14 protein-coding genes and 1 tRNA gene are annotated in these 14,714 nt (G+C 67.1%); 7 read left to right on the plus strand and 8 right to left on the minus strand.

What is annotated here, in order from left to right:
* Nucleotides 1–19: 19 nt before the first annotated feature.
* On the minus strand, nucleotides 20–673 hold the full coding sequence (locus tag CVA01_RS11320) for a hypothetical protein (RefSeq protein ID WP_141330828.1): 654 nt from the start codon (nucleotides 671–673) through the stop codon (nucleotides 20–22).
* A gap of 288 nt (nucleotides 674–961) precedes the next feature.
* Here CVA01_RS11320 and CVA01_RS11325 point away from each other — a divergent pair, with 288 nt between their 5' ends.
* Complete coding sequence (locus tag CVA01_RS11325; protein ID WP_141330830.1) at nucleotides 962–1,504, plus strand: hypothetical protein; 543 nt, start codon at nucleotides 962–964, stop codon at nucleotides 1,502–1,504.
* Between the two features lie 7 nt (nucleotides 1,505–1,511).
* On the opposite strand, the gene CVA01_RS11330 is transcribed toward CVA01_RS11325, so the two are convergent.
* On the minus strand, nucleotides 1,512–1,733 hold the full coding sequence (locus tag CVA01_RS11330; protein WP_141330832.1) for an LppP/LprE family lipoprotein: 222 nt from the start codon (nucleotides 1,731–1,733) through the stop codon (nucleotides 1,512–1,514).
* A complete protein-coding gene (locus CVA01_RS15590) occupies nucleotides 1,660–1,851 on the minus strand; it encodes an LppP/LprE family lipoprotein (protein ID WP_170209767.1) in 192 nt (63 codons plus the stop codon). The genes CVA01_RS11330 and CVA01_RS15590 overlap by 74 nt, the downstream gene beginning before the upstream one ends.
* Before the next feature lie 455 nt (nucleotides 1,852–2,306).
* Between CVA01_RS15590 and CVA01_RS11340 the strand changes: the two genes are divergently transcribed.
* Nucleotides 2,307–2,972: an N-acetylmuramoyl-L-alanine amidase gene (locus tag CVA01_RS11340; protein ID WP_014010747.1), complete on the plus strand. Its 666-nt coding sequence runs from the start codon at nucleotides 2,307–2,309 to the stop codon at nucleotides 2,970–2,972.
* Between the two features lie 7 nt (nucleotides 2,973–2,979).
* On the opposite strand, the gene trpS is transcribed toward CVA01_RS11340, so the two are convergent.
* Both trpS and CVA01_RS11350 read right to left on the minus strand, forming a co-directional pair.
* Complete coding sequence (gene trpS / locus CVA01_RS11345) at nucleotides 2,980–3,987, minus strand: tryptophan--tRNA ligase (protein WP_073883322.1); 1,008 nt, start codon at nucleotides 3,985–3,987, stop codon at nucleotides 2,980–2,982.
* A gap of 11 nt (nucleotides 3,988–3,998) precedes the next feature.
* Nucleotides 3,999–4,928 carry a LysR family transcriptional regulator gene (locus tag CVA01_RS11350; RefSeq protein ID WP_073883326.1) on the minus strand — a complete coding sequence of 310 codons (930 nt, stop codon included), beginning with the start codon at nucleotides 4,926–4,928 and terminating at the stop codon, nucleotides 3,999–4,001.
* 71 nt (nucleotides 4,929–4,999) lie between these two features.
* Between CVA01_RS11350 and CVA01_RS11355 the strand changes: the two genes are divergently transcribed.
* Nucleotides 5,000–6,013 carry an SLAC1 family transporter gene (locus tag CVA01_RS11355; protein WP_073883328.1) on the plus strand — a complete coding sequence of 338 codons (1,014 nt, stop codon included), beginning with the start codon at nucleotides 5,000–5,002 and terminating at the stop codon, nucleotides 6,011–6,013.
* Here CVA01_RS11355 and CVA01_RS11360 read toward each other — a convergent pair.
* From CVA01_RS11360 to CVA01_RS11370, 3 genes are read right to left on the minus strand one after another with little or no spacing between them, the layout of a single operon-like run.
* Complete coding sequence (locus CVA01_RS11360) at nucleotides 5,953–6,795, minus strand: SDR family oxidoreductase (RefSeq protein ID WP_141330836.1); 843 nt, start codon at nucleotides 6,793–6,795, stop codon at nucleotides 5,953–5,955. The two genes, CVA01_RS11355 and CVA01_RS11360, sit on opposite strands and share 61 nt — an antisense overlap.
* 45 nt (nucleotides 6,796–6,840) lie before the next feature.
* Complete coding sequence (locus CVA01_RS11365; protein ID WP_141330838.1) at nucleotides 6,841–7,815, minus strand: exodeoxyribonuclease III; 975 nt, start codon at nucleotides 7,813–7,815, stop codon at nucleotides 6,841–6,843.
* 10 nt (nucleotides 7,816–7,825) lie between these two features.
* Entirely contained in the window at nucleotides 7,826–9,133 is a 1,308-nt protein-coding gene (locus tag CVA01_RS11370; RefSeq protein WP_373862679.1) for an MFS transporter, read from the minus strand.
* A 402-nt stretch (nucleotides 9,134–9,535) separates the two neighbouring features.
* Between CVA01_RS11370 and CVA01_RS11375 the strand changes: the two genes are divergently transcribed.
* From CVA01_RS11375 to CVA01_RS11390, 4 genes are all read left to right on the plus strand, one after another.
* A complete protein-coding gene (locus tag CVA01_RS11375; RefSeq protein ID WP_141330839.1) occupies nucleotides 9,536–11,776 on the plus strand; it encodes an NADP-dependent isocitrate dehydrogenase in 2,241 nt (746 codons plus the stop codon).
* Between the two features lie 210 nt (nucleotides 11,777–11,986).
* Complete coding sequence (locus CVA01_RS11380; RefSeq protein WP_141330842.1) at nucleotides 11,987–13,327, plus strand: O-acetylhomoserine/O-acetylserine sulfhydrylase; 1,341 nt, start codon at nucleotides 11,987–11,989, stop codon at nucleotides 13,325–13,327.
* Nucleotides 13,328–13,336: 9 nt separating this feature from the next.
* Nucleotides 13,337–14,458 (plus strand): homoserine O-acetyltransferase MetX, encoded by a 1,122-nt coding sequence (gene metX, locus CVA01_RS11385; RefSeq protein ID WP_014010756.1) that lies wholly within the window; start codon nucleotides 13,337–13,339, stop codon nucleotides 14,456–14,458.
* 131 nt (nucleotides 14,459–14,589) lie between these two features.
* Nucleotides 14,590–14,675, plus strand: a tRNA-Leu gene (locus CVA01_RS11390).
* The last annotated feature ends 39 nt before the right edge of the window (nucleotides 14,676–14,714 follow it).

The raw sequence follows: 14,714 nt of genomic DNA on the forward strand, positions 1-14,714 counted from the left end.
GGTGCCGGAGCCGTCCCCGTCAGCAGGGTGAGACGTACGAGGTATCACTGTTGAGCAGCCGGGCGTTACCGCCGCCGTTGCGCTCTGCAGCGCACAGAGAGTCCAGGTCATCGCCGTAGTCGATGACGAACGCGTATACCGAGGCGCCGCTCTCGGGCTCCACAGGACGCAGTGAGGGGCAGTCACCCGGCTCCATGAGGACGGCATCCGGCCACTGCACCCGGGAATCTGCCATCTGTTGGTCGAAGTTCTGGGCGTTGTCCAGGACAGAGTTCACGATAAGGACGCCACGCCCGTTACAGGCCAGGGGACCTGATCCCGAGTGAGAGGTGGCGTCCTCATGAAAAGGTTCCGGGGAAGACTCCGGGAGCGGGACGGCCGTCGGAGTCCCAGACTCCTCAGTATCTTCCTCCGGAGCCACCGTCACCGTCGTGACGGTGGCTGGGGCGTCCGAGGTGACCTCATGCGATTCTGTAAAGGTCACCGCGGCGGTGTCGCTGTCGTCCGAATCATCACCGGTCAGCGTCCACACCCCGACCACGATGAGCACCACCACAACGAGAACGCCGGCCACCGTCGCGATTGTCGCGGGGATCCTTGTCCGGCGAGGATTCCCCTGCGGCTGTGGTTCATTCATCCACGGGTTGGCGGGTCGGTTGCTCGGAGTGCTCACAGACGTCCTTCGGCAGCGCAGTCATCGGTCGGCGTCAGGGTAACGTAACGGCAGCGCAGGTCCCCGAAACTACACTCCGGTAATCTACCGCTCAGCCCACAGCGCAGATTTCCTGGGCGTAGCCACCGGACGCCATGACCTACAACAGCTATCCCTTCTACGACCCACAACAGACCACGGCATTTCCGCCGGTACAGCAGATGCAGGGACAAGGCATTCCCCCTTCACTCCCGGCGGTCGTGGATCATTCCGGTCATTGTCCTGGTCACTGTTCTCGCGATCGCCGCGGTGGCGATCACCTGGCTGCTCACGTCCCGCGACTCGGGCAGCGACGCCGCAGCAGCCGACACGAGCACCGCCACATCGACAGTGGTGGTGACCCAGACTACCCCCGCGTCCCCGGCCCCTGCCGCGATTCCGACCCTGGCCCCGGTGGAGGAGCCGGAGGCAGCGGCCGCGCCGACTGCCACCATCACCGAAATCAGGTCGGCGACGCACAACACGACCTCAGCGAACACCAACAGCGCCGTCTGCGGAGGTGCAGCATGTGACCGCGTCGTCATCGAGTTCAGCGGTGCCGACACGGCCGATGCCACGCAGGCCGGGGGAGGCAACGGAAGCCTCGAGTTCTCGGTAACGGCCGACGGGCTCGGTAAGCAGCAGTTCGTGAACTCCGACAACCGGGCGTCCCCGAACATCACCAGCATCACCACCCGCCCCGGCGGTGGTGACACCGTTATCGTGACGGTCAACACCGACGGCGCGTCCACCCGGACGACCATGTCGACCGCTTCCTCGCCGTTCCGCGTCATCATCGACTTCCTTCGCTGACGCCATGTCAGTCGAGGTTCGGGATGCGTCCCTCCGGTTCCACATGGTCGCCGACCCAGCGGTAGGTCACGACCGTGGTGTACTTCGGCGCAGCGGCGAACGGCTCCCCCGAGTCCCGGAGCGCCTCATAGTCCTTGTACCGCACCGTCACGAAGTCATCCCCTGAGTCGACGACCTCCGTGTGCTGCTGGACGGTGTCGGTACCGACACCCAGGTACTCCCCCGTCATGGAAGAGCATGAGCTGGTTCTGGAACTGGGCGTCGCCGACCTCGGATTGCACGACGGTGGCGTAACTCAGCGCGACGCAGGGATCGTAGTTCGACTCCCCGTGGTAGACCCAGGTCATGCCGTCGAGTTCAGGGGCAGGGACATCTGCGGTATGAGAGGTGATCACGGGGGAATCAGGGTCCACCCCGCAGTTACGGGGTTCCGGCGGTCGGGTCTGTGTCGGGGAAGCCGCCTGCCCTGCCTCCGAGGGGGGAAGGCGCCGCCGCGGTCTCGGTGACGGTCACCGTGACGCGGTCGGACGAATCAGCGGCACCGGCGGTGTCGTTCGCATCTGACCCACCATCAGTGGAACTGTCGCAGGCGCCGAGCGCCAGCATTGCGAAAACAGTGGCCGGAAGTGCGGCGGACCGTAGGGAACGGTGAGGGAGCATTCTTGTTTCCTCCTGAATGGAAAGGTTAGTCACGGCAAAAATACAGGATTCGAATTGATCCGGACGTGCATTCCGATCCGCCACAGGTGAGTCCCCCTACCATGGAACCTGCACCAGAATCCGTCCGCGAAAGTGAGTTCCCGTGTCTGCTTCCACCGGAAACCTCGGTGCTCTCGCAGGTCGCACCGTGTACCTGGACCCGGGTCATGCCGGCACGGCCCCGCCCGCCGAGCTCACCGCCGACGACGGCCGGGGTGGCACGAAACCCTGCAATGCCCCGGGCACAGCGTCCGATGACGGATGGCCGGAGCACACCTTCACCTGGGAGATCAGTCAGCAGCTCCGGACCATTCTCGAGGACGCCGGGGTCACCGTCCTGCTGTCCCGGGCCGACGACGTCCACCGTGCCGACTGCATCGACGAGCGGACGTACAAGGAGAATGCCTCGGCGGCGGACGTCGTCGTCAGTCTCCACGCCGACGTGTCAGGGCCGGGGAACACCGGCTTCCACATTTCCGCGGTCACGGACCCGCTACCCCACAATCTCGCCGGCGAATCCTCCCGACTGGCGTCCACCGTGCGTGACGCCATGGTCAGCGCCGGCCTGCCGGTCTCCAACTATCTCGGAACCGACGGCCTGAACCCCCGCGCCGACCTGTCCGGACTCAATCTCTCGACAAAGCCGAAGATCCTCATCGAGTTCGGCAACATGCGTGACGCCGACGACCTGGCTGCGCTGAGGTCCCAGGAAGGACGCCGGCAGCGCGCCCGGGCAGTGGCCGAAGGCCTCGCGTCCTACCTCGCTTGACCGCGTTTTACCGCAGCAGCCCCATCCGCTCGTAGACCTTCGCCACCAGCGGCTCGGCGACGGCGGCAGCCTTCTCCGCACCCCGGTCGAGGATGCGCCTGAGCTCCGCCGGATCGGCCATGTACTCGTCGTAGCGCGCCTTCAGAGGCGTGGTGAAGGCCTCCAGGGCATCAGCGGTGTCCACCTTGAGCGCACCGTACTGCGCACCGGCCGCCTGGTAGTCCGCCACGATCTCGTCGATGGACCGGCCGGTCAGCGCCGACTGGATGACCAGCAGGTTCGACACACCCGGCTTGTTCTCCTTGTCATAGCGGATCTCACCGTCGTTATCCGTGACGGCAGACCTGATCCGCTTGGCGGAGGTCTTCGGCGCGTCCAGCAGGTTGACGATGCCCTTCGGGTTCTCACCCGACTTGCTCATCTTCGCCGTCGGTTCCTGCAGGTCGTAGATCTTCGCCGCGCCCTGCGGGATGAACCCGTCCGGCACCACGAAGGTCTCACCGAAGCGCGCGTTGAACCGCTCGGCGAGGTTGCGGGTCAGCTCGAGGTGCTGACGCTGGTCCTCACCCACCGGCACGAGCTGCGGGCTGTAGAGCAGGATGTCCGCCGCCATGAGCATCGGGTACATGAACAGGCCGGCCGAGGTGCGCTCTGCGCCACGCTTGGAGGACTTGTCCTTGAACTGCGTCATGCGGGACGCCTCGCCGAAGCCGGTGAGGCAGGTCAGCACCCACGCAAGCTCCGCGTGCTGCGGGACCTGGGACTGCACGAAGATCGTCGAGCTCTCCGGGTCGATCCCCAGCGCCAGCAGCTGGGCGACGCCGGCGGTGGTGCGGTCGCGCAGCTCGGTCGGGTCCTGGTCCACGGTGATGGCGTGCAGGTTGGGGATGAAGTAGAAGGCGTCGTAGTCGTTCTGCAGGTCGATCCACTGCTTGACCGCTCCTAGGTAGTTCCCGAGGTGGTAGGAGTCCGCGGTGGGCTGGATTCCGGACAGGACGCGCTGCATTTCACTCATGACCAGCAACCTTACATCGACTGCCCGACCGCTCCACCGACTCCCTCCCGGGCGATGTCCAGCAGTGCTGCCGCGTCCCTCTCCAGGGTGCCGTGCCGGGGGAAGACCGCCCGGATCAGACGACGGAACGTGGCGTCCTGCACAGGGACGCGGACCAGTTCGCCCAGCTTGAGCTCGCGGGCGACCGCACGCGCCGCGATGACCGTGGGCTCCCCCATTCCCGTCACCGCCGCCCGCTGGGCCGACAGTGAGCCGAACTCGCCGGCCGGGGTGGCGACCGTGCCGAGGACGTCCTCGACGACATCGCGTGACCCCGAGCCTGCCTCGCGCATGATCAGCGGCGTCCGACGCAACTCTGCCGCCGTCACCGCCGGACCGGTCCGCACATCCCGCTGCGCCCAGGGGTGGGACGCCGGGACCACGAGAATGAGGTCGTCCACCCCCACCACCGCCGAGTCCAGTCCGTGGCTGACCGTCGTCCCCTCGACAAAGCCGAGCGGGCAGTCCCCGTCGAAGACCGCCTCCCCCACCGCCGCGGAGTTACAGGGACGCAGCAGAAGCCGGACCTGCGGATTCTGCTTGTGGAAGCGGGCGGCCCAGGACGGGAAGTACAGTTCGGCGACCGTGTTGGAGACCGCGACCGGCAGCGACCGGGCAGCGTCCGGCCGGGCAGCCCCGGCGATGACACGGGAGAAACTCCCCACCGCGTCGAGGTACTCGTGGGCGGCATCGAGGACCGCACGCCCCCGCTCGGTCGGCTCGGAACCGCCGATACCGCGGCGGAAGACCTGCACCCCCAGGGTCTTCTCCGCGGACGCCACCCGCGCGCTCACCGTCTGCTGACTGAATCCGAGAGCGCGGGCCGCCGAGGCGATACTGCGGTGCTCATCGACGGCAATGAGTGTGGCGAGCTGGTCGACCGGCGGCACGTTGGGATACATGTGCGCATTGTACCCTCGACAGTGAAACTCGTTATCCCTGGTCAGAACACTGCCGGGGTAGCGTGGATCCCATGTCCGTGATGCACCTCCCCACTTCGCCCTCCTCCGCTGTCCCGGCGCGACGACCCGAGACCCCCGCCCTGCCCGGCCCCGGTGCGGCGTGGGGAGGCGCAGTCATGGGCCTGTCCATCACCGCCTCCCTTCTCGGTGCCCGTGTCGGCACCGGCGTCGGCACCGAGGTAACGGCGCTGGCGGCCGGCGTCCTCATCATCCTGCTCTTCGGCGCGATGAATAACCCTCGGTTCGATGACGTCCCCGCCTGGTCGATGATGACGATGGGCCTGCTGGCCCTCGGATCCGCCGCGGACACCAACCTCGGCTGGGTCGGGGCCCATGTCGCGACCTGGGTGATCGGGTCGCTCGCCGCCGTCGCCGTACTCCTCGTCCAGTGCCTCCGCTTTCTGCGCGGTGAGGTCCCTGCGACCTTCCCCGGTGTCCTCCCACTGGTCACACCAATGGTCGCGGCGACGAATGCCGCCCAGCTCGGACACCCGGCCCCCGGCACGGTGTGCTTCGTCGCCTCGCTGGCGACTGCACTGCCCGCCTTCGTCCGGGTCTACTGCGCGGAAGGACGCCGTCCAGCCACGGAGGTTGCGGCGACGGCGTGGATTCCCCTCGGAGTGGTCGGGCAGAGTTCCACCGCCGTGCTGCTCCTCACCGACAGTGCTGCCGTCGGTGTGGCCTGTGCCGCGGTGATGCTGAGCCTGGGCGTCCCCGCCGGGGCCTGGGCGATCGTCAACCACTGGGGTGCGCTGTGCCACCTGCGCCACCGGCCCTCCCCCAACCCCTCCTGGTGGGCCGCCACCTTCCCCGTCGGCACCTGTGCGCTGGGCACGCACACCCTCACCGGTGTGACCGGCCTTGGCTGGGCCGATGGAGTGAGCACCGCACTTCTGGTGCTGTTGTGTCTGCACGTCATCGTCGCCACGGTCGGCACCGGACGCGTTGCCGTTGTTCAGTGGCGTCAGTCGAGAAAGATGTCCCGGTGCAGCTCGGCGTCCGGCGTCCCCGGGACCGCGGCGTAGCCCGACAGATCGGTGACGCCGCGCTCGGCGAGCAGTTCCTCCATGATCAGCGACTGCCCGGTGATCTCCCGGGAGTCGGTGGTGAGCAGCGCGTGGGCGGAGTCCGCGGCGATGTCCGGGGTGCGGGAGACACGCATCATCGCGTCACCGCCGAGGGCGTACTTCACGGCGGCGGTGGCCACCGTGGTGGCCGGCCACAGCGCATTGGCGGCGATGCCGTCGTCGGCGAACTCCGCGGCCAGGCCCAGGGTGGCCATCGTCATCCCGTACTTCGCCACGGTGTAGCCGGTGTGCGCGCCGAGCCACTGCGGGGTGACATTCAGCGGCGGGGACAGGGAGATGATGTGGGGGTTCTCCGCCTGCTTCAGGTACGGCACGGCTGCCCGGGAGAGCATGAAGGTCCCACGGACGTTGACGTCCTGCATGAGGTCGTACTTCTTCTCCGCCAGGTCCAGCGACCGGGAGAGGTCGATGACGCTGGCGTTGTTGACCACCGCGTCGATCCCGCCGAAGGTCTCGACGGTCGTGGCGACAGCGCGGGCGATGTCCCCGTCACTGCGGACGTCACCGTGGATCGGCAGCGCCCTGCCTCCGGCCTCCTCGATCTCGGCGGCCGCCGTGTGGATGGTGCCCTCGAGCTTGGGGTGCGGAGTGTCGGTCTTCGCGAGGATCGCGACATTCGCGCCGTCGCGGGCCGCCCGCAGCGCGATCGCCAGGCCGATACCGCGGCTCCCGCCGCTCATGAGGATGGTCTTGCCCGCCAGGGTTGCTGAGTTATTCATGCAGGCAACCCTAACCATCAGGAGGACGCTGCGGGCGGATTCCGCCTAGTTGTACTCCACCAGCACCGGGGAGTGGTCGCTCCACCGCAGGTCGTAGTCGGGAGCCTTGTCCACCCAGGCCGCGACGGCGCGCTCGAACAGCGGACGGGAGGCGATCTGGTAGTCGATACGCCAGCCGGCACCGGTGTCGAAGGCCTTGCCCCGCCAGGTCCACCAGGAGTACGGCCCCTCCTCCTCATCGGCGTGCAGCTGACGCAGCACGTCGAACCACTGCGGGTCACCGGGTGCACCGCCGGCCACCCGGGCCTGGGCCACCCGTCCCGGTGTGTAGTCCACTGCTCCGAAGAAGTCCCCTACCCCACCGGCGGGGTTGCCGTTACGTCCCGCGTCAGTGGCGTCCCCCACCTGCGTCGACGCGTCCGGGAAGGTGCCCAGCAGAGAGTCCATGAACGCGCGCTCGTCGGGCAGGAAGCCGGACTTCTTCCGGTTGGGACGCCAGTTCTTCAGGTCGGCACGGCGGTGGCAGATGTTCCAGTCACCGCCGACGACCATCTCCTCCCCGCTCGCGGCACGGTTGGCGAGGTAGGGGCCGAGGACGTCGAGGAAGCGGTACTTCTCGTCCTGCCTGGCGGTGTTCTCCGCACCGGAGGGCAGGTAGACGCTCGCCACGGTGATGCCGGCGGTCTTCGCCTCGATCCAGCGCCCGGCGTCCCCGAACTCCTCGGCTCCGGGCAGCTCACCGAACCCGACCTGTACGTCGTCGATCCGTGCGCGGGAGAGGACCGCGACGCCGGCGCGACCCTTCGCCGCGGCCTCGGCCTGCGCCAGATGCCAGCCGGACGCCAGTGCCGGGGCGAGTGTCGCCTCGGTCTGTTCCGGGGTGGCGCGGACCTCCTGCAGCAGGACGATGTCCGCCGGGGTGGCGTCCAACCAGGGGAGGATGCCGTGGTTCAGTTCATTGCGCTGCTTCGCGGCGGCGCGGATCCCGTTGACGTTGACGGTGGCGACGGTGAGGCTCATGCGCACCACCCTAACCGGCGGCAGGTACCTCCCGTGCCAGCTGCCTCCGGTAGAGCAGGTGGGTCGGAATGAAGATCGCGAGACCGGCCAGTGCCAGCCCCGCTCCGGCCAGCGCAGGCGCCGAGTAGGAGTACCCCGCACTGATGACCGCGCCACCGATGGCGGCACCGGAGGCGTTGGCGATGTTGAACGCCGACTGGTTCATCGCCGCGGCGAGGTTCTGGGCCTTACCTGCGACATCCATGAACCGGGTCTGCATGACGATGACGAGGATGCCGCCGCCGACGGAGACCAGGCCGAACATGAGGATCGCCAGCGGGGCGACGGTACTGGCGAAGTAGAAACCGATGAGCATGACCACCATGATCAGGAAGGCGCCGACGATGGATCGGGGGATGTTGCGGTCGGCGAGGCGTCCGCCGAGCGTGTTCCCGATGACCATGCCGATGCCGTAGACCATGAGCACGAACCACATCATGTTCTCGGGGTAGTCCGCACGTTCCGTCATCGTCCAGGAGATGTAGGTGTAGACGCAGAACATGCCGCCGAAGCCGATCGCCCCGGACAGCAGTGTCAGCCAGACCTGCGGGTTCACCAGGGCTCCCGCCTCGGTGCTGGGGCGGGTGATCGGCATGAGCGTCATGTGCGGCATGGATATCCACAGTCCGGTCAGGGTGGCCAGGCCGATCACGGCGACGACACCGTACGCCGCGGACCAGCCCAGCACTGAACCGATCCACTGTGCCGCCGGAACGCCGATCACTGTCGCGGTGGCCAGGCCCAACGAGATCCGGGCGATGGCCTGACCCCGTCTGCCGGGTTCGGCCATCGAGGCGGCGATGAGGTTGGCGACGGCGAAGTAGGCGCCGTGCGGGAAGCCGGCGATGAACCGGGCGACCATGAGCAGCCCGTAGGAGTGGGCGAACATGCTCAGCCCGTTGCCGAGGGTGAAGGCCACCATGAGGATGATGATCAGCCGTCGGCGGGGGATGCGTCCGGTGAGTGTGGTGATCAGCGGGGCGCCGACGACCACGCCCATGGCGTAGGCGGTGACGACGTGGCCGGCCTGGGCTTCGGTGATGCCGAAGTCGTCGGCGATGTAGCTCAGCAGGCCCATCGAGACGAACTCGGTGGTGCCGATGCCGAAGCCACCGAGGGCCAGGGCGAGCATGGCGATCGGCCGGCGGCGGCGTCCCATCTCGGTCTGCCGCGGCAGCGGCGTGCGGTGCGGGTGCGGGACGCGGGGCGCACGGAGTAGTCGGCGGCGGGGCTCGGCAGTGGTGGTGGAGTCGGTGGATGACAGGAAAGAATCAAGCATTTATTCATCACCTTGTGAGAGCGGAGAAGACGAGGTCGGGATTCGGCGGTGACGGCATCCGGGCTACACGGGTTCATCCTGCGAACATTGAGGCCTCGGGGAAGCACCTATGCGACCACGTCCGGACTCATAGCGCAAGCCCACGCAGGACCTGTGTGACGTGTCAGTCAGAATGCCCCGGCACCGCCGCTGCCCACTGTGACCTGCACGACAGTTATGCGAACATCACTGCACTTCTACCTCCCCCGGACAGAGTGGCGCCCATTACTTTGCCGTATCATAGGTCCCGTGGATTCCGGCGACATCGATCGCCACCGAATGACATGCGAATACACCGGGTATTAACTGAGCATCCGATCGGTTGACAGCCCACCGCAATTGAACACAAGGGAGTACCTGCCCATGGCCAAAATCATCTATACGCGCACCGACGAGGCTCCGCTCCTTGCGACCTACTCTCTGCTGCCCGTCATCGAGGCTTTCGCCGGTACCGCCGGCGTCGAGGTTGAGACCCGCGACATCTCCCTCGCTGCACGTATCCTCGCCGCCTTCGACGATCTGCTCCCGGCGGAGCAGCGGGTGGACGACGCCCTCGCAGAGCTCGGCGAGATCACGAAGACCCCGGATGCGAACATCATCAAACTGCCGAATATCTCGGCCTCCGTCCCCCAGCTCAAGGCGGCCATCGCCGAGCTGCAGGCCGACGGCTACGCTCTCCCGAACTTCCCGGACGAGCCCGCCACCGACGAGGAGAAGGACGCCCGCGCCCGCTACGACTCCGTCAAGGGTTCCGCCGTCAACCCGGTCCTGCGCGAGGGCAACTCGGACCGCCGTGCCCCGCAGGCCGTGAAGAACTTCGCCCGCAAGCACCCGCACACCATGGGTGCCTGGGACAAGGACTCCAGGACCAACGTCGCGACCATGACCGAGGGCGACTTCCGGCACAACGAGAAGTCCGTGATCATCGACGGGGACGACACCCTGCAGATCCGCCTCGTCGCCGCCGACGGCACCGTCACCGTCCTCAAGGAGTCCCTGCCCGTCCTCGACAAGGAGATCGTTGACGCGACCGTGCTGCACGCCGCCGCCCTCGACGGCTTCCTCGCCGCCCAGGTCGCCCGCGCCAAGGAGGAGGGCATCCTCTTCTCCGCGCACCTCAAGGCCACCATGATGAAGGTCTCCGACCCGATCATCTTCGGCCACGTCGTCCGCGCCTACTTCGCGGACGTCTTCGCGCAGTACGGCGACGAGCTGCTCTCCCGCGGTCTCAACGGGGAGAACGGCCTCGCCGCGATCCTCTCCGGTCTCGACGAGTTCGAGGACCAGAAGCTGGCCGCAGAGATCCGCGCCGCCTTCGACAAGGGCTTCGCCGAGGGCCCGTCGATCGCCATGGTGAACTCCGACAAGGGCATCACCAACCTGCACGTCCCCTCCGACGTCATCGTCGACGCCTCCATGCCGGCCATGATCCGGACCTCCGGTCACATGTGGAACAAGGACAACCAGGAACAGGACGCCCTCGCGGTCCTGCCGGACTCCTCCTACGCCGGTGTCTACCAGGTTGTCATTGACGACTGCCGCAAGAACGGCGCCTTCGACCCCACCACCATGGGCACCGTCCCGAACGTGGGCCTCATGGCGCAGAAGGCCGAGGAGTACGGCTCCCACGACAAGACCTTCAAGATCCCCTCCGACGGCACCGTCGAGGTCGTCAACGCCGCCGGTGAGGTGCTCATGTCCCACACCGTCGCCACCGGCGACATCTGGCGCGCCTGCCAGGCCAAGGACATCCCGGTCCGTGACTGGGTGAAGCTGGCCGTCAACCGCGCCCGCTCCACCGGTTGGCCGGCCATCTTCTGGCTGGACGCCACCCGCGCCCACGACCGCAACATCATCACCAAGGTCGAGGAGTGCCTGAAGGACGCCGACCTCGTCGGTTCCACCGAGGGCCTGGACATCCGCATCCTCTCCCCGGAGGAGGCCTGCCAGGTCTCGATCGACCGCATCCGCGCCGGCGAGAACACCATCTCCGTCTCCGGCAACGTGCTGCGTGACTACCTCACCGACCTCTTCCCGATCATGGAACTGGGCACCAGCGCCAAGATGCTGTCCATCGTCCCGCTGATCGCGGGTGGCGGACTCTTCGAGACCGGTGCCGGCGGATCCGCCCCTAAGCACGTCCAGCAGCTCATCGAGGAGGACTACCTCCGCTGGGATTCCCTGGGTGAGTTCCTCGCCCTGGCCGAGTCCCTGCGCAAGCTGGCCGAGACGGACAACAACCCGCGCACCCCGGTCCTGGCGGACGCCCTGGACAAGGCCACGGAGAAGATCCTCAACGAGGACAAGTCCCCGGCCCGCAAGATCGGTGAGATCGACAACCGCGGCAGCCACTACTACCTCGCCGCCTACTGGGCCCGGAACCTGGCCGAGCAGACCGAGGATCCGGCCCTGGCCGAGATCTTCGCCCCGGTCGCCGACGAGCTCGAGGAGAAGTTCGAGACCATCAAGGTCGAGATGCGCGGCGGCCAGGGTGAACCCGTCGACCTCGGCGGCTACTACTGGCCGAACGACGAGAAGACCACCAAGGTCATGCGCCCGTCGCAGACCTTCAACGCCGTCATCGACGGGCTCGCCGCCCGCTAGACCGCGTCCCTCCGGCCACCCCGGAACTCTGTCATTTCGACAGGGTCCGGGGTTTGTCGTATGGACAGCTCAGTCTACCTCCTACACGCCGCTGACCTGTAGATACACAGAAAAGTAGACCGAGCTGTTTGCTGTCTGACCTCGTGTGGTCTAACGTCCTGTTCAGCAAAGCATCGCACGACGACATGATCCTCACCGAAGGGACACCACATGGCAACGAAATACGACAACAGCAACGTCGACGACTGGGGTTTCGCCTCCCGTGCCGTCCACGCCGGTCAGAACGTCGATTCCGACACCGGCGCCCGTAACCAGCCGATCTACCTCTCGGCGTCCTACGTCTTCAACTCCGCCGAACACGCTAAGCAGCGGTTCGCCCTCGAGGACCTGGGCCCGGTCTACGGCCGCCTGACCAACCCGACCCAGGAAGTCCTCGAGAACCGGATCAACTCGCTCGAGGGCGGCGTCCACGCCGTGGCCTTCGCGTCCGGCCAGGCCGCAGAGACCGCCACGATCCTCAACCTCGCCGGCGCCGGCGACCACATCGTCACCTCCGCCCGCCTCTACGGCGGCACCGAGACCCTCTTCTCCGTCACCCTCGCCCGCCTCGGCATCGAGGTCACCTTCGTCGAGGACGCCGACAACCTCGACGCCTGGCAGGACGCCGTCCAGCCGAACACCAAGGCTTTCTACGGCGAGACCTTCGCCAACCCGCAGGCCGACGTTCTCGACATCCCGGCCCTCGCCGAGCTGGCACACAAGAACAACGTGCCGCTGATCGTCGACAACACCGTCGCCACCGCCGCCCTGGTCCGCCCGATCGAGCTCGGTGCCGACATCGTCGTGGCGTCCCTGACGAAGTTCTACACCGGTAACGGCTCCGGCCTCGGCGGCATCCTCGTCGACGGCGGTAAGTTCGACTGGACCGTCGAGAAGGACGGCAAGCCGGTCTTCCCGGGCTTCGTCACCCCGGACCCCGCCTACCACGGCCTGAAGTACGCCGACCTGGGCGCTCCCGCCTTCGGCCTCAAGGCCCGCGTGGGTCTGCTCCGCGACACCGGCGCCACCCTCTCCCCCTTCAACGCCTGGGTCACCATCCAGGGTCTCGACACCCTCGCCCTGCGCGTCGAGAAGCACAACGAGAACGCCAAGAAGGTCGCCGAGTTCCTCGACGCGTCCCCGCTCGTCGCGAAGGTGAACTACGCCGGCCTGCCGTCCTCCCCGTGGTACGCGGTGAAGGAGAAGCTGGGCATCGAGTACACCGGTTCGGTGCTCTCCTTCGACCTCGCCGTCGACGACGCCTGGTCCGATGAGGCACAGACGAAGGCCTGGACCTTCATCGACGCCCTGAAGCTGCACTCCAACCTCGCCAACATCGGCGACGTCCGCTCCCTGGTCGTCCACCCGGCGACCACCACCCACTCGCAGTCCGACCAGCACGGCCTGACCCGCGCCGGCATCAACCGCGCCACCGTCCGCCTGTCCGTCGGCATCGAGAACATCGACGACATCCTCGCCGACCTCCAGCTCGGCCTCGACGCGCTGGCATAGGCTGACACCGTGAGCCTCGACCCCGCCCTCCTCCCTGCCCCGTACGACTCGACGACACTGCCGATCGGCGACTTCAGGACCGAGGCCGGGGTCGACCTGCCCGGTGCCTCGCTCCGGCTGTTCGCCTTCTACGAGGGATCCGCGCAGGACGCCGCGTCCCGCCCCGTGGTGCTCATCGAGCACGCCCTGACCGGCGACGGGGACGCCGCAGACTGGTGGACCGGCATCATCGGCCCCGGCCTGGCACTGGACACCACGCAGTACCTCGTCCTCTGTGCGAACTGTCTCGGCGGCTGCCAGGGATCCACCGGTCCCGCCTCCGAGCATCCCGACGGCGGTTTCTGGGGGTCGAGGTTCCCTGCCCTGTCAATCCGTGACCTGGTCCAGGCCGAGAAGCAGCTCATCGTCGATGTGCTGGGGATCGACCAGATCCGCGGCGTGGTCGGCGCGTCCATGGGGGGCGCGCGGGTGCTGGAGTGGACGTTCATGTACCCGGAGCATGTCGAGGCGGCCCTGCCGATCGCCGTGTCCGCCAGGGCCTCCGCCTGGCAGATCGGGATGCAGTCCGCACAGATCCGCTTCATCACCGGTGACCCGTTCTGGCACGCCGGGGACTACCACGGCACCAGACATGCCCCGGTCGCCGGACTCGGCCAGGCCCGGCGCATCGCCCACCTCACCTACCGTGGCGAGCTGGAGATCGACGAGCGGTTCGGCACCGACCCGCAGAAGAATGAGGACCCTTACGGACCCTACTGGTCGCGGGACCAGCGGTTCTCCGTGGAGAGCTACCTGGACCGGCAGGCCGAGAAGCTCGTGGAGCGCTTCGACCCGGGTTCCTACGTGATCCTCACCGACGCGCTGAACCGCCACGACATCTCGCGGGGACGCGGCGGGCTGAACCACGTGCTGGGGACCTCGCAGGTGCCGACGATGGTCGCCGGCGTGGACACGGACATCCTCTACCCCTACCACCAGCAGGAACACCTCTCCCGCAACCTCGGTGACTTCATCGGCCTGTCGAAGATCACCTCCCCCACCGGCCACGACGGCTTCCTCACGGAGACCCGCCAGATGACGGTGATCCTGGAGAAGTTCCTGACCAAAGCCGAGCTACTGGCCCAGCGGTAGGGGTCCGGGTGCCCCTGGGGCACCTCCCACCTGCGGCGCATCACAGAGTTGCGATTCTTTCCCTGACCGCGCTAATATATGCGAGTCTTCAGAACAGGAACCCTGGTTCTCGGTGCTGAACAGCTATCCATGTCCGGGTGGCGGAATGGCAGACGCGCTAGCTTGAGGTGCTAGTGTCCTATTAACGGACGTGGGGGTTCAAGTCCCCCTCCGGACACAGTCGGAACCCGTCGCAGTTGATCTCCGGATCACTGCG

The organism is Corynebacterium variabile (assembly GCF_006539825.1).
GTDB lineage: Bacteria > Actinomycetota > Actinomycetes > Mycobacteriales > Mycobacteriaceae > Corynebacterium > Corynebacterium variabile.